General features: G+C 57.9%; 10 protein-coding genes and 1 pseudogene. 3 read left to right on the top strand and 8 right to left on the bottom strand.

What is annotated here, in order from left to right:
• Positions 1-91: 91 nt before the first annotated feature.
• Complete coding sequence (locus ABIB95_RS28260; RefSeq protein ID WP_212102412.1) at positions 92-637, bottom strand: carboxymuconolactone decarboxylase family protein; 546 nt, start codon at positions 635-637, stop codon at positions 92-94.
• A gap of 30 nt (positions 638-667) precedes the next feature.
• Positions 668-1,146 (bottom strand): annotated as a pseudogene (locus ABIB95_RS28255) (nitroreductase family protein).
• Between the two features lie 1,103 nt (positions 1,147-2,249).
• On the opposite strand from ABIB95_RS28255, the gene ABIB95_RS28250 reads away from it, so the two are divergent.
• Positions 2,250-2,936: a peroxiredoxin-like family protein gene (locus ABIB95_RS28250; protein WP_354244114.1), complete on the top strand. Its 687-nt coding sequence runs from the start codon at positions 2,250-2,252 to the stop codon at positions 2,934-2,936.
• Positions 2,937-3,035: 99 nt separating this feature from the next.
• Here the strand turns inward: ABIB95_RS28250 and ABIB95_RS28245 are convergent, their stop codons facing one another.
• Both ABIB95_RS28245 and ABIB95_RS28240 read right to left on the bottom strand, forming a co-directional pair.
• The gene (locus tag ABIB95_RS28245; RefSeq protein WP_212454489.1) at positions 3,036-4,082 is read right to left on the bottom strand and encodes a LysR family transcriptional regulator; all 1,047 of its coding nucleotides are present in this window, start codon (positions 4,080-4,082) and stop codon (positions 3,036-3,038) included.
• A gap of 1,356 nt (positions 4,083-5,438) precedes the next feature.
• On the bottom strand, positions 5,439-10,274 hold the full coding sequence (locus ABIB95_RS28240; protein WP_354244110.1) for a trifunctional serine/threonine-protein kinase/ATP-binding protein/sensor histidine kinase: 4,836 nt from the start codon (positions 10,272-10,274) through the stop codon (positions 5,439-5,441).
• Between the two features lie 393 nt (positions 10,275-10,667).
• On the opposite strand from ABIB95_RS28240, the gene ABIB95_RS28235 reads away from it, so the two are divergent.
• Together ABIB95_RS28235 and ABIB95_RS28230 are read left to right on the top strand one after the other, a co-directional pair.
• Positions 10,668-11,219 (top strand): PAS domain-containing protein, encoded by a 552-nt coding sequence (locus ABIB95_RS28235; RefSeq protein ID WP_354244107.1) that lies wholly within the window; start codon positions 10,668-10,670, stop codon positions 11,217-11,219.
• Positions 11,220-11,452: 233 nt separating this feature from the next.
• A complete protein-coding gene (locus tag ABIB95_RS28230) occupies positions 11,453-12,019 on the top strand; it encodes a sulfite oxidase-like oxidoreductase (RefSeq protein ID WP_354244105.1) in 567 nt (188 codons plus the stop codon).
• Positions 12,020-12,118: 99 nt separating this feature from the next.
• Here ABIB95_RS28230 and ABIB95_RS28225 read toward each other — a convergent pair whose 3' ends face one another.
• From ABIB95_RS28225 to ABIB95_RS28210, 4 genes are all read right to left on the bottom strand, one after another.
• On the bottom strand, positions 12,119-12,511 hold the full coding sequence (locus tag ABIB95_RS28225) for a response regulator transcription factor (RefSeq protein ID WP_212102504.1): 393 nt from the start codon (positions 12,509-12,511) through the stop codon (positions 12,119-12,121).
• A gap of 360 nt (positions 12,512-12,871) precedes the next feature.
• Complete coding sequence (locus ABIB95_RS28220) at positions 12,872-13,525, bottom strand: response regulator transcription factor (protein ID WP_212102511.1); 654 nt, start codon at positions 13,523-13,525, stop codon at positions 12,872-12,874.
• Positions 13,526-14,173: 648 nt separating this feature from the next.
• A complete protein-coding gene (locus ABIB95_RS28215) occupies positions 14,174-15,391 on the bottom strand; it encodes an AraC family transcriptional regulator (protein ID WP_354244102.1) in 1,218 nt (405 codons plus the stop codon).
• 669 nt (positions 15,392-16,060) lie between these two features.
• The gene (locus tag ABIB95_RS28210; RefSeq protein WP_354244099.1) at positions 16,061-17,107 is read right to left on the bottom strand and encodes a LysR family transcriptional regulator; all 1,047 of its coding nucleotides are present in this window, start codon (positions 17,105-17,107) and stop codon (positions 16,061-16,063) included.
• Between the last annotated feature and the right edge of the window lie 81 nt (positions 17,108-17,188).

The following is a 17,188-nucleotide window of genomic DNA, read 5'->3' as shown; positions in this document are numbered from 1 at the left end:
TTTCTCGGGTGCGTCTGGACTTTGGCGCTACGCTCGCATCACATGACATCTCCGAGGATCCTCGGAGATGGCCGTTGCGACCGGGTAAAGTTCAGATCGAGCCAGCCAGCGCAACCACGGGAAAGTCCATCTGGGGATCGAACACGTTATTGAGAAAGTTCGTCAGGGAGTACATGGCCACGAGTGCGACCATCTCGATGACGTGTGCATCCGTGTAGCCGGCATCGCGGACGGCTTTCAGATCGGCGTCACTGACCTTGCCACGGGTCTCGATGACTTTGCGCGTAAACTGGATGGCGGCGTCCCGCTTCGGGTCGCTAGCATGGCCTTTCCGAGCGAGAATGATTTCATTGGCCGGCAGCTTGGCCATATGATCGGCCGTAAAGCTGTGGACTGTCAGGCAGTAGTTGCAGCCATTCACTTCGGAGACAGCGAGGCCGATGCTGTCACGCGTCTTCACGTCGAGCGCCTTGTTCATGGAGCCGAGCAGGGTGGCCCATGAGTTGAATGCGATTGGGCTTGCCGCGAAGGTTGCCATCGTATTCGGGGTGAACCCGATGCTTTTGCTGAATATATCGAGGGTCGATTTCGAATCGACCGGCACCTGTTCCGGCTTTAGAGCCGCAATTCTGGGCATCACAATCCCCGCAAGTTACTGGTTCCCCAATTAAACGAGATCCAACACATCGGCGACAGGACGGCGCGGCTTCTGTGGCCAGTTTCCCGGACGCTGCGCCTCTACGGGCAACAGCATGACCGATACCTCGTCCTTGGTCAGTCCGAACTCGCGGAGCGCTGCGTCGGCATCAAAACCGATCATCGGCGTCGAACCCAAGCCTAGGGAGCGGACCGCATAATTCATCGCCGTCGCCAAAGGTACGTACTGCCTCGTCGCGCTGGCGCTGCGGGTGCTCCATGTACAGGTCGCGCGCGGGGATTTCCCAATCCAACACCATATTTACCCGCATGATGCCCGCTTCCACCACCGACGCCAGACGCTCTGGCACTGCGCTGGAATCGGCCAATTCGTACCAGCTCGCGAATTTTCGCGTCGCTCAAGGTGGCGGCAGTGTCATAGTACTTAGCGGCGCTGCCGCTCAGGATGCATTCGATGACCGCGTTGGTCATTGTCATTTCGTTGGTCATGTGATCGACCCCAGCTTGCCCTGGGTTACCCGATGAAATCCGCGACACTGGTGCACTGGTGCACTGGTGCACTGGTGCAGGGATCCCCATTGGTCGCAGCGCAGGACGAAATTTTCCAATCGCCGGTATGTATAGTTTCCATAAGGGCGGGGAATGCCGCTGCGACATCCTCGCTGCCATTTGTAAATCATGGCAAATTGGGCAGGCCGGCGATGGCTTCACGCCGCGCGGCGCGCCGGTAATAACGATTGTCTATCGATTCCATAGCGAGAGGTGATTTCTTAGTCGAGGTTCGACCGCCAAGGTGTGAGATCGCTGTCACAGCAACCCAAAACGAGACCGCAAATGACCAGTCCTAAAAACCAGAGACGGGAGCATGTCGCTACGAGGCGCAGCGGTTTGTAGAGCGTTGTAGCCGTGGCGTTATCGATGCAGAACCATGCGCGCGAGAGCTCGGGTGGGAAGCGACCCGCCGGCGCATGGTGATCGCGGCCTGGGTGCTTGCGTCGTGGATGGCGTTCATCGATGGGACAGCGCTGCCGGAGCTGGGTACCCGACCCGGAATTCCTTCCAGTCATCGCTTTAATAGACGTCTCTTGCGAATGTAGTTTTCATCTGTCGCCTTCTTACAGTTTTCGATACGAGATCCTTCGTTGCCGCATGCATCTCGCGGCCAGAAGGCGTGCCTGTCGCCGTTCGCGACCAGAGGTGACGTGACGCCCAAAACATGTGCCTGACAGGCGATGTTGCCAGCTGGAATAGAGGGCGCGAACGGTCAGGCGCACACTCAGGAAAACGACTGGTCAAAGTCTGGACCTACCGCATTCAAGCCTCTACGGAATTCAGTCCGGCTTCGCGATATCGTTTCACCTTTCCTGCGACGCCTACCATCTTCCATCGGCCTCCTCTTCGGAAGCGGCGCCTAGTGCTTGGTCTGAACCGCAGCACATCGCGATTTTGGAGCCGCCGACTATCCCTAACGGTTATTCGCAAACGACCACCATTCCAAACTTGAATTGTCGTTTTCCAGAGCGCGCTGTCACCATGCAAGAAACATACGTGGTCCTGTACCGCGAGGGGTACCACTTGGGGGAGAAATTAGAATGGACGATGAAGTCTCGAGGGGGCGCCCGGAGAGTACGCCGATCGAAGCCTCCGCAGGGACGTTGAGCGGCTTTCGCACGCTGGACATCCGAACCGACCGGCTGATTTCCTCGTGGCTCCGAGATGCCGGCGTTCCTGGCGGCGCCCTGAAGGCGAACGAACCTGCCCCCGATTGCCTTCTCCCTGAGGCAAATGGAACGCTCGTTTCATCCTTTGAATTGCGACAAGCTGCGCCGTTGATCGTCACCTTCATTTACGGGACTTGGTCTCCATTGTGCGCAGCTGTGCTACGCGCTCTTCACGGAGCCACCTTCGGCATCCGCGCTGTCGGCGCTAGAGCAATTGCCATAACGCCCGAGACTGGACACTTGCCGCGCAGTTTCAAACGCGCTCACCAACTCGATCTGGAAATCCTCTCCGACCTAGATCTTGGGGTAAGCCTTTCGTTCGGACTGTTGTCCGTGGTGCCGGCGCATTTAAAGCGCCGTCTCTTGCGGCACGGCTTTGATCTCTCCGCGCTCCATGGCTTCTCCTTTTGGATGTTGCCAATACCTGCCACCTATGTCCTCGACCAACGAGGGATCATCCGTCGAGCGTTTGTCGGGCCGGACTTCATCACGGGAGCGGCGACCGAAACAGTGCTTGCTGCCATGTCCGAATCGGATGGGCCCAAGCCTCGCCCTTAGAGCCTGACGGGAAATGACGCGAGTCAATTCAAGTGGTCACGCGTGGGGGACTGCAACTGCGACGCGGCCGGGCTTGTCCCGGCCATCCACGACTTCGCGTCACTTCAGCAAACGACGGTTAGATGTCCGCGACAAGCTCGGACATGAGGAGGCGGGACCGGGGTCCGTTATTTGGATCAAGGCGCCTGCACCTTGTGCATCAGCCTTGCGAGCATTGTCTTTGTTCGACGCAGGGGCAGATGCGCGGCGGAGTTTGTCCAACGCACTCGTCCAGTCGCAAACACGAGCAACCTTGATAAAGGCGTCAAGTGCCGGCGAATACTGCCTCCCCGCCACGGCCAAAAGCTGCACCTCGCGCCGGACGGGGTCGCCCTCAATTGGAATAGCGGCGAGCGACGGTAGCCTGGGAGCGTGTTCTGGCACCAGGATGGCCCCAAGACCGGCGGACGACATTTGCTGAAGATGGCTTTCCTGAGCGCTCCTGTGCACAACTTTAGGGCCTGGATGGTCGGCAAAACAAGCCTGTTTGAATCGGCCTGCGACGTCGCATCCGACCCTTTCGAGAAATACCGCCTCATGCAAGTCTTGGGGCGGGATAACGGTTTGCCTCGCCATCGGATGTTTCTGAGACAAGGCGAGCACGTACCGCTCCTCGAACAGCCGCCAGCGGTCGATACGCTCAGGTAGCTCCACGGCGTCACCGACGAGCGCGGCATTGATCTCGCCATCCAAAAGCATTGCAACGAGCCCGTTGGCATCCGTCTCGTGCAAATCGACTCGAAGGTCAGGGATGGTCCTGGCGAGCTCCAAGAGCAATTCCGTGATGAGTGCGGCGGAGACTGACGGCACCAGCCCGATCTTGAGCGGGGCGATTGTCTTCTTTTGATAGCCTCGCGCCTGAAGCCGTACGGCCTCCGTGGCGGCAAATATTTTCTCCAGCATGGGCAGAATCATCTTGCCCAACTCGGTGAGCTGGGTGAAGTGACGTTCACGGTGAATCAGCGCGCCACCGAGTTCTTGCTCCAGCTTGTGAACGGCCTTTGTCAGCGCCGGCTGGGTCACATTGCATTGCTTCGCGGCTCGCGTAAAATTGAGTGTCCTTGCTAGGGCTAAGAAATATCGCACCTGATGAAGCTGGAGCTGCATACTCATACTCGAAAGATTTGCCGCGATTCGGACCGTTCCAGTTCGTTGCCATAGACCATCGCCGACATCCCTCTTATGGCGATGGCCGTGAGGTTTATGGTCTCCATCGTTCTCTTCCCGGCAGGACTTGTTACCTAACGCGACGCCAAGCTGCGGAGTCACTTTGTGCGGCAAAGGATAGAACAGGGTCCCGTCATCCTTCTTGGCGCTGGCGATATAGAAGTAGACGCATTTGCTCTTTTACTCTTACTTTTGCGGTCGGAGCTCTTCGCTCATGATGATTGAAATTGTATGTGCCCACCCCATGGCATAACGATTGGTGTCATTGACGCTCACATCGGCGCCATTAGGCGATGCAGTTGACGCTCGGATACGCCCATCCTTGTTCTCAATGACGCTGCCGTGCGACTGATGTTCTTGCAAAGAAATAGAGCGGCTTGGTCGCGGAGTTAAGTGCAGTTCTTGTTACGGCGTTCTCATTCTTGCGGATTTGTTGAGTGAGTATTTCGCGGCGCTTGCGTCTGTAGTGTGTCCAACACCTCAGTGGTCTGGACCGCTGGATCAACCGAAGTAGGCTCGAAGGATCCGCCGTGCTTTAGAGGTCAGGATCGGTTGCGCTAACTCGGACTGCGAAAGTGGCTCTCAACGACGGCTTTCGCTGAGGTTCCGACACGTTAGTCATATCCGTGGTCAAGGAGCACGGTTTGCACTTCGCCAAGTTGACCTTCGGCGCACACGTTGACCGGCCGTAACGAACGCAATCAGCCACAGACCGAAACGCACCCGTCCAAATCGGCGAATGTCACGGGGAGCTTGGAGACGAGCTGATACTCAGGACTTTCATCGACTTAGCGGCATTTTTTCCGTCGCAGGTGAGCCCATCCTAAAGTCGTCTCCCCGAACAACCACTATTTCCGCTGGCGCATTCACGAAAGCCCGCCAGCTATTTCAGCGCTCGTTAAGGCGACGGGCCTGAGCACATATGGATCGAAATTCGCGACTCTGTGGCGGCGATCGTCCCGTCGAAATTCGTGAGCTCGCTGACATAGGCTTTATTGAATACTCCAACGACAGCCGGGATCATGCCGACGCTTGAGCTCGAAGTTCAGCTCGATGGCTTGAGCCTTTCCATGGTTGAGGGGCAGCTGTCATTTTGAATTGTGAAACCAAAGCGGGCCCCTGCGCCTTCCAGATCGCCACATCTCATTGCATCAAGCCTGCTCAAGGGCGAATTTCATAGTCGGTGTGAATCGGTCACGGGGCGATGGGCGCGTGCTTGAAATCGCAAAACTCCAAGAGTCATATCAACATTCCGTAGCCGTCCGCTCCGCTGCTGACCCGCTGCAGGATGTTCATTCACGCCGCCTGATTTGGCTGTCCAGGCAGCCTGAATTGAAAAGTTGTGCCCTGAGGTTGGTCGGCGGTGGCCCGCAGTTGTCCTCCATGTGCTTCAATGATGGAGCGGCAGATCGATAGACCCATCCCCAAGCCGCCGGGCTTCGTCGTGTAAAAGGCCTCAAAGATGCGCTCGAGGTCCAGTGAGCTCAGACCTGGACCCGAATCCCGCACTTCGACGAGCACGCCGTCCGGCTCGCCCTTACCAGTGGTGATCACCAACTCTCGCGTTCGCTCGCTGACCGAGCTTAATGCTTCGACGGCGTTGATGATCAGGTTCATGATCACTTGTTGCAGCTGGACCCGATCCCCTTGAATGAGCGGCAAGCCCTCCACGAGGTGTGACTGCACCGAAATGCCATTCCTCGCGACTTCGCCACGGGTCAGGGCTATGACCTCGAGGATTGCTCCATTGATGTCCACGTCTTCCTTGCGGAGAGGTGCTTTCTTAAATAGCGCGCGCATGCGGCCGATGACTGCGCTGGCGCGATTGCCGTTTGCAAAGATCCGGTTGAGAGCCTGTCGAGCTTTCTCCAGATCTGCCGGTTCGTTGCTCAGCCAGTGCAAGGCCGCAGAGGCATTGTTGAGCGCCGCCCCGATCGGTTGGTTGACTTCATGGGCAATCGAAGCCGAGAGCTGCCCCAGTGTTGAGACTCGGTTCGCGTGCACGAGCTCCATCTGCACCTCGCTGTAACGCCGCTCGCCTTCGCGAATTTCCTGCTCGGCCCGCTTGCGCTCGGTTAAGTCGACCACGAAGGCCACGCCCTGGTCGTGACGCCCACCGAACGTGGCTGCCCCGACCAGCACCGGCACGCGGCCCCCGCTTTTCAGGAAATACTCCTTCTCATAGGGTTGCGTGATTCCGGTCGCCTCCAAATCCGCCACACGTCGGTCGTCGGCATCGCGCCATTCGACGGGCGTCAGATCCCGCCAGCGCAGTTGACCGGAGATGAGATCGTCGCGGCCGTATCCGATGATGCGGAGAAAAGCTTCGTTGGCATCCATGATCCGACCGTCAGGATCCCAGACAAAGATGCCGATGATGTTGGCATCCACGAGCCGCCGAATCCTCGCCTCACGCTCAGCTAGATCGCGGTACAGGCTGGCGTTCTCTATTGAGATAGCCGCCTGGGAAGCGAGTAGTGTGAGGACCACCATTCGAGCAGGAGTAAACGCGGCGGTCGTAAGGTTGTTCTCCAAGTACAGCATCCCAATCAACCTGGTCTGCTTAAGTATCGGCAGGCAGAGCACTGACCGTGAGCGGCGGTCGCGAATATAGCCATCCGCTGAAAATGAGCTCTGACTGGACGCGTCGTGCAGGAGAACGCATTCTTTTGTCCGAAGGACGTAGTGAAACACAGACTTCGGTAGATCTGCGGCCGTGACGGGTGCCTGTCTCAGGACCACGTTAACGTTGTCACTGCCGGTTGTGGCCTCTGCTTCTATTTGGTACTCGTCGCCTCGCGGAAGAATCAAGAGACCTCGATCGGCGCCCGCGTGTTCGATTGCCAAACTCATGAGGGTGTTGATTAGCTTGTCGAAAACGATCTCGCCTGACACTGCTTCCGAGACTCTGATTACGGTAGCTAAATCGAGCTGCTCGATGGGTGTCACTATCGTCGCCGTGGAATCCGGGATCGACTTGTCCACATTGAGGTGCGGATAAAGCTCCTCGAGTTGGCGAACCTTTCCGTCGGCTCCCCAGCGCAGGTAGCAGGCCTGCGCGGCCCGCAAATAGGTCGCCGCGATCTTCTCGTGACCGCGCTTCGCGTAGAAGCGCCCGGCAATCTCATTGGCAATCGCCTGGTTGTGCACGAACCCGTATTTGTGAGCCGCGCGGATGGCCTTGTCGTACAGCGCCTGAGCGTTCAGTACCACGCCCTCAATGCGGGCGATCTCGGCTCCGACCAAGGCAGCGCGGTCTTCGAAGGTTTCGGGGTTGACCTCCGCCCACGCTTGGAGCTGCCGGTGGTGGTCCAGCACAGAATCGAAATGCCTCGGTCTCTGCTCGGGTGTGGCGTGATCCCACACCGCCGCATGCGCCAGCGCGCTATAGAGTCGATACTCCGCTGACTCGAACATTGCCGCCGACGTCCAAAGCAGCGGTTCTGCGCGCAGCGAGGCGTCGACCGCCGACGCAAGGTCTCCGGCTAAAAAGTGCGCTTGCAACTTTCGCGTCCAGTAGTAGAACTCGGCGAGTAACAGATCGGGGCTGATGGCCAAGCGGCGTTCGGTATCGAGTTCGCTGTATCCCTCATGATCCAGGCACCCGAACGTAGCAGTCAGCCCGCGCAAGGTGAGGATCAAGCCGAGTTGTGCTCCGAAGCGCTCGATGACCAGGCCGAAACGCACCCGCCTAGCAAATGCCAGGCCGTTCTCGCATTCCTTTTGCACTTCCGCGAGTGGATCCCCGGCGGCGAGGCCAACCGTGACGGTCAGCAGCTCGCACTCGGCTGTCATATACTCGATCGAGAAGATGAGCTGGCGATTACGTTCCCAAGTCTCTTCTTCTAGAAGGGCTCTGCCGGCCCTGAGATACTTGAGCGCCGAGTCGTATGCTGTCGAGAGTTTCGCGCGCCGGCCTGCGATCAAATTCAGTGCTGCGACGCGCTCGCGATCCTCGACAAAGGTGATGAGGTGGGAGCCCCGGTTGAGTTGATTGACGATCTCAAATATCGCCTCCTCACGTTTTTCAGCGGGCGTGTGCTCGGCGAGGAGTATTCCGATGCGTAGGTGGGCCTCGGCACGCAGCTCCTTCGGGATAAGCGAGTAGGCCGCTTCCTGCACGCGGTCGTGCAGGAAGCCGTAGGAATTGTCCGCACGAAAGATGAGGCCCGAGCGCACGGCTTCCCAGAGATGGTCGTGCATGTCCTCGACCGAGCCCTGATACCCCATCCGCAGCATCTCGAACTCTGCACTGTTGCCCATGCAGGCGAACTGCTGGAGTACCTTCTGCGTCTCTGGCGGAAGGCGCTTCAACTTCTCGACCATCAGCTCTACAACATTGTCCGTGAAGCCTTTGGCACGAATACGGAGCAGGTCCCATACCCAACGCCGCTCGCGGTAGTCGAATGTCAGCAGGCGATCGTCCGCCAGAGTGGAAATGAACTGGATTGCGAAGAACGGGTTGCCCGTGGTCTTTTCGTGAATCAAGTCTGCCAGTGGGGCGGCGCGCTCCAGTTGGCAGTGAAGGGAGTCCACAAGCAGTTTACCTAGATCGTCGCGACTGAGTGGTGTGAGAACGATCTCCTGCACTGCCCCTCCAGCCTGACGGATCGCTTCTAGCTTACGTACCAGCGGGTGGGCGGCATTGACCTCGTTGTCCCGATACGCACCGATGAGCAGTAGGTGCTGCAAATCGTCGCGGGTCAACAGATCTTCGAGGAGGTCGAGTGTGGCAACATCCAGCCACTGCATGTCATCGAGGAAGAGCGCGAGCGGATGTTCAGGTCGCGCAAACACGCCGATGAACCGTCGAAATACGATCTGAAGACGTCTCTGCGCTTCCTGCGGTGGCAACTCGGGCACTGGCGGCTGCTCGCCAATGACATACCTCAATTCCGGGACGAGATCGACGAGGAGCAGTCCGTTCGGACCCAGCGCCTCACGAAGTGCGTCTTGCCATTTGCGCAGGTCTTCCTCGTTCTGGCTGAGGAGCCGCCGGATGAGGCTCTGAAGCGCCTGGGCCAGCGAGGCATGCGGAATGTCGCGCTTGTACTGGTCGGATTTGCCTGACGCAAACAAGCCGTGTGGCGGCACGAGCGGTTTATGAAGCTCATTGACGACCGCCGATTTGCCGATGCCGGAGTATCCGGAGACGAGCACAAGCTCCGCTCGGCCACCGCCAACGATGCGGTCGAAGGCGGTGAGCAGAGTGTCAACCTCGCGGTCCCTCCCGTACAGCTTCTCGGGGATCAAGAGGCGATCGGGGGTGTCGCGAGCGCCAGGCGCGAAGTCATCAATCCACCCCTGGGACTCCCATTGGGACAGGCAGCGCCGAAGATCGCTCTCAACTCCCACCGCTGTCTGATACCTCTCCTCCGCGGTCTTGGAGAGCAACTTCATCGTGATCGCGCAGACCGAGGCCGGCACGGTTCCCACCCGCTCACTGGGTGCGGCTGGTTGTTTCGCGATGTGACAATGCACCCATTCCATCGGGTCGGAGGCCGTGAATGGAAGACTCCCGGTCAGCATTTCGTAAAAAGTCACTCCGAGCGAGTAAAGGTCGCTCCGTGAATCGATCGAACGGTTCATTCGTCCCGTCTGCTCGGGCGCCATGTAGGCGAGCGTTCCCGAGATGAACTCGGGAGGTTCGGGCAACTGACGCTCGCGCGGAAGTTGGGATGCAATCCCGAATCCGGTGAGCCACGCGTTGCCGGCGTCGTCGACGAGGACATTCGCAGGCTTGACATCCTTATGTATGAGGCCTCGTTGATGGACTTGACCGAGTGTTCTTGCCAACCCAATGGCGGTGCTAAGGAAGCGAGTCAGGTTGAGCGGCTGCCCCCGGTCGCGCGCAAGAATCCGATCCAGCGGCTCTCCGCCAGGGTCCTTGAGTAAGAGGATCGTCCGCTCTTCGTGACGAGCAATGGCCAGAGGTGTGGCAGCCCACGCGATATCGAGTTCGGCTGCGAACGAGTATTCGTGCATGAGCCGCTTGATACTCTGAGGCGATGGCTGTTCGAAGAGTGCGATAGCCAGGACTGGCGAGGGGTCGTCGTGCTTTCGGCCGCGGTAAAGGGTAAAGTCCGCGCTTTCCCGCAGGGGCACCAGCACGTACCCCGAGATAGGTGACATTCTTTTTGCCACGGCATCACGACCTCGGAATGATCATTTGGGCAGGACGCTAGAAAGGTGTCAACAGGGACGAAATATCAATGGCCGCGACGGCCGTAGAGTTGGTTCTGTTCGGCTTAGAACGGTAAACTGCCCCCCGCGATCTTCACGCTCCGTCGAACGTACGCGCTATCCTCGTTCTCGTCGCCCCCATCATCTGGCTCATAGTCCCGCTATCGGAAATGAGGCGGCGAGTTTCCGCGAAGCCCGTTTTCTCAGAACTTGAAGACGTGCTGCCGCCGCTCCAGCAGATAGCACGCCCGCTTAAGACAGCCTCGCTGCCCAACTATTGTATGAGGGAACGAACTTGCTGCCCCATCGTTTACTAACTCTTTCGCGCAAAGGAGGTTGAAAATGGCAACCAGCGTGACAGATAGTGGCTTGGCAACAAGCACGATGATTTTGGATGGCGACTTCGACAAAATCGACTTCCGAGGAGAACTCGTCGACGGGCACCTCGTCGCGAAAGGAATTCTTGCAGACCAAGCGGCGATGGATTCTATGCCAGTAGGGATATACGTTCTCGAAAAGGATGCCACTGTCGTCAAATGCAACAAAACTGCAATCGCGGGCTGGGGACGCACGCCGTCTCTAGGAACCTCGGAAAAGTATTGCGGGTCACACCTTCTTCGTTACCCCTCAGGAGAAGTGATGCCGCACGAACTTTCACCATCTTCCATGGTGATCAACAACAGCGGCACCGTTCGAAACGCCGATGTGATTTGCGAGCAGCCCAACGGTAATCGTCTTCTGGCGCTCGTTAATGTCTTCCCAATTCGCGACGATGAGGACGAGGTGATCGGAGCCGTCAACATTTTCCGTCACAATACCAGCAAGACTGTTCCTGGCTTACTCTCAGAGCCTGCAAGTAGTTCTAACTCTGAGACCTGTGAGGGGAAAGAGTGAAGCTCGCCCTTCGCCGCTTCGGGCTGGACTAGGACCTTGATAGGTCGTTTCTGGGTGTGGGGTACCAGAAGCCCAATGTTTGGTTATGTCCGCCGCAACGCGGCTGACGGCATTTTAGGCCCCGAAGATTTGCGACGTTTGCCAACTAGGCCGCGCCTATACTATTGCGCGCGCTATACTTTGCAATGGAGCTATTTGTGCGATCGAACGAGCGACGCGAACGAGAGCGTGAGATGCGTGCCGCTGGACGGCTGCCCCCGGGACAGTCGCTGACGCTCAAGTGGCCGGTGCTGCATGTGGGCTCGGTGCCGGTGTTTGCTCCCAGGACGTGGGATTTTCGCGTGTTCGGCTTGGTAGAGGAGCAACTGCGGCTTTCGTGGGAAGAGCTATCCAATTTACCGCAGAGCGACGTATTCGCGGATATGCACTGCGTCAACGGCTGGAGCCGGTTCGACAGCCATTGGGGAGGATTGCTCGCCACAGAATTGATGAAGCGAGTGAAGTTGCGGCCAGGGGCCCGGTATGTGATGATTCATGGTGAGAACAACTACACGGCAAACCTGCCAATCTCGGATTTTCTGCGCCCGACGACGATGTTGGCCCTGCGGCATGGCGGCGAACCCCTTTCGCCTGAGCATGGCTACCCATTGCGCCTCGTCGTGCCAAACCTCTATGCGTACAAGAGCGTGAAGTGGGTGCGCGGGATCGAGTTGTTGGATCGCGAGTCGCCGGGCTTATGGGAATTTAACGGATATCACATTTACGGCGACCCGTTCAAAGAGCAACGATCTTCGGGCTGAGCATCGGGACGCTGGAGATATGAGTCGGTGTCAAGTATGGTTGCTCGAACCCAATCTTTAGGCTATTTCACCTGCAGGCACCGGCAGCTGATTGAGCGGTCATGACGGACTTTCATCCGATTTGCCGCGCCGCAGAGCCGATTCGACGCATGCGAGCAGAACCTCCTCGTCGATGGGTTTTGTCAGGTAGCAAACGACGCCCCGACCCAGAGCCCGAGCTCGCGCGCTGTCATCGGGGTAAGCCGTGATGAGAATTGTTGGTATGTCATAGCCAGATCCTACCAAGCGGCTATGCAGTTCAGTCCCAGTCATGCGCGGCATGTGGACATCAACGATCAAACAGGAGGTATGGCTGACGTTGGGAGACGCCAAAAAATCCACGGCGGATGGGAAAGCCTCAATCGTGAAACCTATTGCCTGCATGAGATCCGCTAATGCCGCGCGAGATTGCTCATCATCATCGATGATCGAAATCTGAATTTCGCTAGACATATCCCCGCCCTCACTGCTGGGGATGGGGTCCGCCGCATTTCGCGTTTCGTGTCCATCTCAAGACGCGCACTGCGCGGCTATCCAATCAATCGCACTGTAACGACAAGAGGCTGGACTGGCGATTATATTGTGGACGGGCGATGCCACACTTCGGAATAATCGTTGATATACTTTGGAATAATTGATGCAGAACTTCTGAATAGTTCAGCCCGGTTTGGGCCACGTCCGAACGCGCGCCGATGCCAAGTCGTTTGCGCTCGACGCGGAGCGGCGCCCTTCCGGCAACCGATTAAGACCATCAGTTGGTTCGCGCAAACAACAACGTTTTCGCGGATGGTGCCACGGGCCATCACGAAGCGATTAGGACCGCGGCGACTTTATGCCAAGCGTCTCCGCTATTTTGACAAGCTCGGCGAACGATTGCGCACCCATCTTCTGCATCACATGGCCACGGTGCGCCTTCACAGTGATCTCGGCTATGTCTAGCTGGAAAGCGACCTGCTTGTTCTTTAAGCCAGTGGTCACGAGAGCCAGAACCTCTCGCTCGCGTTGGCTCAAACGCTCGAGACGCGACTTCAGGTCCGTGAGCCGCTGCTCGGCCTTCCGTCGCGTCCGATCGCGTTCCAGCGCGATCGTCACTGCATCCAGCAAGTCTTGATCGCGGAACGGCTTGGTCAGAAAATCCACAGCGCCTGCTTTCATCGCCTTGACCGACATCGGAATGTCGCCGTGGCCGGTCATGAAGATGATGGGAATGGAAGCGTTCATTTTCGACAGCTCGGTTTGAAAATCGAGACCGCCCAAGCCCGGCAATCTGACGTCAAGTACGAGGCAGCTCGCCACCGGTAACAATTCGTCTTCAAGCAGCTCCGCGGCCGACCCAAACAACTTGACCTTGAAGCCGACCGAGTTCAACAGACCTCCGAGTGAGTCGCGGAAGTCCTCGTCATCGTCGACAACGGCGATAGTTGGCTCCTCGGCTACCGCACGCTTTTGAATAGAATGCTGCGCCACGAGATACTCTCCCAACTTCAAAATATCACCTTCACGAAGGCCGTTCAACACGTGACACCGCGCGAGTTCCAGCGTGGAACGCCCTGGTTCGTTGCCGCGAGACGTTCGCCAGGTCGATGGCCCTCAGCACCCTGCTGTAAGCCGGCCGATGAAATCCCTGTTCATCTTCACGCTCTATTAGCAGCGACAGATTTACCGAACGCCCTTAGGATCGCTCTGTGGTCTTTCGGCGGGGCCGTTCCCCTTGCGCCGCTTCAGCTTTCGGTCGCTTTGTTGAACTTGTGCGGCGGACTTTCTGCTTTCGTTGCCAAGATTCTTCCGGCTCGTGGAGCCAATATGGCAAAGTCAGTCTTAGCCGGTTGCCAGTGGGCTATGGGAGCATCGAGTCGGCCAGATCTCCGAGTTTCCGTCGTTAACGCGTTCGGCGGTTTAAAGACCGAAATGATCCGTTGACGTGCGACACCATGCTCACCACTAAGCTCGCGAGAACGGATGCCGCCAGGGCCGCCACTCGTAGATGCATGTCTTCGTCAGGCTTGTGAGCTGCTTTCCTAGCGCGCACCGAAAGCCGATCGTCCTCATCGCAATGTGAGGCGGAGATGTCCACTTTCTGAAAAGCAAAGCTGGTCGCGACGTCGCAGGTCATTCTTATGTCATAGGGGGAGCCACGCTTCGGCGGTAATCCGCGGGGGCAATTCCCGTCGCCTTCCGGAACGCCGTGGCGAACGCGCTGCGACTGCTGAAGCCTACCGCCAGACCGATTTCCGTCATCGAGCCCGCGCGGTTTGCCAGCAGCAACTTGGCGTGCTCAACACGACGGTTGGTCTGGTACCGATGTGGCGGAATTCCGAGAGATTGTTTGAATACCCGGCAGAAATGATACGGGCTCAGACGAACGAGCTGCGCCAACGCGACGATCGGTATCCGCTCATTGAGATGTTCCTCGATATAGGCGGTGACGATTCGTTGCTGCCACGGTGCAAGGCCACCTTTGAGTTGCGGTTGAATGCTGGGCGTTCCGGAAGTGAAACGCACGACTTCATGTATGAGCAGAGTACCGAGACTTCCGAAGTAGATTGGGTCACCCGCGGAGCTCTCGACGAAAGTCTTCAGCTTGAACGCGGTGTGCCATAGCGTTTCGTCCTCGAATAGTAGGCGTGGAGCGTCCGTTAGGTCGGTGATGCCATGCTTAGAGAGAGCCTTCAGCTTTTCAGGTTCGAAGTAGAAGTACATCAGCCGCATCTGCGACCCGCGCGGCTCGTGCCAATCGTGAAATTCGCGGCCAGCCGGCACAAATGTCAGCTTCCGCTCGAGGTTCCGGAGCGCTGATCGCGGCAAACCTTCCACAAATGTCTCTCCGTCGCGGCGCTCCCCCTTCTCGTACATTACGAGCATGTGCATTGGAGCACGATAATGATGTTGGATTGCGCTTCGGCTGGTGGATTGCACAGATTCGGCGGCCATGCCGTGCCCTGTTACGGTGAGGCGTGCCACAGCCTCGCAAGGAGAGATTTCAACGACAGGATGGATCGCATTCGCCGCGACGAGACCGTCCAATTGGCGAGCTGGATCAAAAGTGGAGAATTCATGGTCGCCTCCAATGATCGGGGATATCGGAAACAACACTTGTGATCTTGAACGTTGTTGCAGATATTCGGGGCCATGCCGCGAATAGCGTGGCTTCGGCAAATTCTCGCGTAAACCGACTTGCTGGAGTTGGCCTCGCAGCGTCGAGGGCGAAAGTGGTGGGAGGCCGTTTGCCATCGCGTCTCTCGTTCGTTTGAATTGGAGTTGTGCCGTCAACTGGTCATCATCGGCTAGGCGCATGGGGTCGAACTCCGGATTCCTATTAAGGATTTCGTTCATCTATTCCGTTGCGCGATTGCGGTGCCCGTGCTGAGGGCCCGCATCAGGCCGAGCGGCAGTTTCCTTCGCCCGAAAGCTGCTACAAGCCATGCGAGGTGAGCTTGCCCTGCGACACGCAAGTCCTCAATTGCACTCGCATTTGTACGTCTGACAGGAAGGGCGAAGCCGGGTTAGACTTTGGCCGAGCCGGGCTGCGACTTTTGGATATCCCGGCTTCGACTTATTTGGCGCGGAGCGTCACTTCGCCGGTTCCGACGCGCACGCGGACCGAGTTTGATCAGGTCTTCCTCAATGTCGCGCGCGCATGCTACAAGGCGCCTGTCATAAGGCCGGAAGGCCGGCCGCCGGTCCCGCCCGCTACGACTCTTCTTCCACCGCCTGTTATTCGGCCTGCAATATTCGCTCTGACGCAATTGTGGTGTAGCTTCGCCTTTTCTGCGCCTAGTCTGGCCTGAAGCTAATCGATTTTTCCACGCCCCTAAATGAAGCCAATACATCGTCGGCGATGTGGTGAAGATCTGGCGCCCGCATAGAGCGGCGTCGCGGCGGAAGCGCCCGCCTCGCCCTTAGAGCCTGACCGGAAATGACACGAGTCAACTCAAGTGGTCACGCGTGGGGGACTGCAACTGCGACACGGCCGGGCTTGTCCCGGCCATCCACGACTTCGCGTCACTTCAGCAAACGACGGTTGGATGTCCGCGACAAGCTCGGACATGAGGAGGCGGGACCGGGGTCCTTTATTTGGATTAAGGCGCCTGCACCTTGTGCATCAGCCTTGCGAGCATTGTCTTTGTTCGACGCAGGGGCAGATGCACGGCGAAGTTTGTCCAACGCACTCGTCCAGTCGCAAACACGAGCAACCTTGATAAAGGCGTCAAGTGCCGGCGAATACTGCCTCCCAGCCACGGCCAAGAGCTGCACCTCGCGCCGGACGGGGTCGCCCTCAATTGGAATAGCGGCGAGCGACGGCAGCCTGGGAGCGTGTTCTGGCACCAGGATGGCCCCAAGACCGGCGGACGACATTTGCTGAAGATGGCTTTCCTGAGCGCTCCTGTGCACAACTTTAGGGCCTGGATGGTCGGCAAAACAAGCCTGTTTGAATCGGCCTGCGACGTCGCATCCGACCCTTTCGAGAAATACCGCCTCATGCAAGTCTTGGGGCGGGATAACGGTTTGCCTCGCCATCGGATGTTTCTGAGACAAGGCGAGCACGTACCGCTCCTCGAACAGCCGCCAGCGGTCGATACGCTCAGGTAGCTCCACGGCGTCACCGACGAGCGCGGCATTGATCTCGCCATCCAAAAGCATTGCAACGAGCCCGTTGGCATCTGTCTCGTGCAAATCGACTCGAAGGTCAGGGATGGTCCTGGCGAGCTCCAACAGTAATTCCGTGATGAGTGCGGCGGAGACTGACGGCACCAGCCCGATCTTGAGCGGGGCGATTGTCTTCTTTTGATAGCCTCGCACCTGAAGCCGTACCGCTTCCGCGGCGGCAAATATTTTCTCCAGCGTGGGCAAAATCATCTTGCCCAACTCGGTGAGCCGGGTGAGGTGACGTTCACGGTGAATCAACGCGCCACCGAGTTCTTGCTCCAGCTTTTGTACCGCCTTTGTCAGTGCCGGCTGGGTTATATTGCATTGCTCCGCAGCCCGCGTAAAATTGAGTGTCCTTGCTAGGGCTAAGAAATATCGCACCTGATAAAACTGCAGCTGCATACTCATACTCGAAAGAGTTGCCGCGCTTCGGACCGTTCCGGCTTGTTGCCATAGTAGGCAGGGGCGATGGCTAAGCGGCTT

This window comes from Bradyrhizobium sp. LA2.1 (genome assembly GCF_040547725.1).
Classification (GTDB): Bacteria; Pseudomonadota; Alphaproteobacteria; order Rhizobiales; family Xanthobacteraceae; genus Bradyrhizobium; species Bradyrhizobium barranii.
The sequence above is the reverse complement of the archived record's forward strand: the minus strand, read 5'-3'. Positions and strand labels throughout refer to the sequence as shown.

Coding starts and splice junctions, on each gene's coding strand:
- ABIB95_RS28210 (WP_354244099.1), bottom strand. CDS start 17,107: ATGCAGCTGCAGTTTTATCAGGTGCGATATTTCTTAGCCCTAGCAAGG.
- ABIB95_RS28235 (WP_354244107.1), top strand. CDS start 10,668: ATGGCAACCAGCGTGACAGATAGTGGCTTGGCAACAAGCACGATGATT.
- ABIB95_RS28250 (WP_354244114.1), top strand. CDS start 2,250: ATGGACGATGAAGTCTCGAGGGGGCGCCCGGAGAGTACGCCGATCGAA.
- ABIB95_RS28230 (WP_354244105.1), top strand. CDS start 11,453: ATGCGTGCCGCTGGACGGCTGCCCCCGGGACAGTCGCTGACGCTCAAG.
- ABIB95_RS28240 (WP_354244110.1), bottom strand. CDS start 10,274: ATGTCACCTATCTCGGGGTACGTGCTGGTGCCCCTGCGGGAAAGCGCG.
- ABIB95_RS28215 (WP_354244102.1), bottom strand. CDS start 15,391: ATGAACGAAATCCTTAATAGGAATCCGGAGTTCGACCCCATGCGCCTA.
- ABIB95_RS28245 (WP_212454489.1), bottom strand. CDS start 4,082: ATGCAGCTCCAGCTTCATCAGGTGCGATATTTCTTAGCCCTAGCAAGG.
- ABIB95_RS28225 (WP_212102504.1), bottom strand. CDS start 12,511: ATGTCTAGCGAAATTCAGATTTCGATCATCGATGATGATGAGCAATCT.
- ABIB95_RS28260 (WP_212102412.1), bottom strand. CDS start 637: ATGCCCAGAATTGCGGCTCTAAAGCCGGAACAGGTGCCGGTCGATTCG.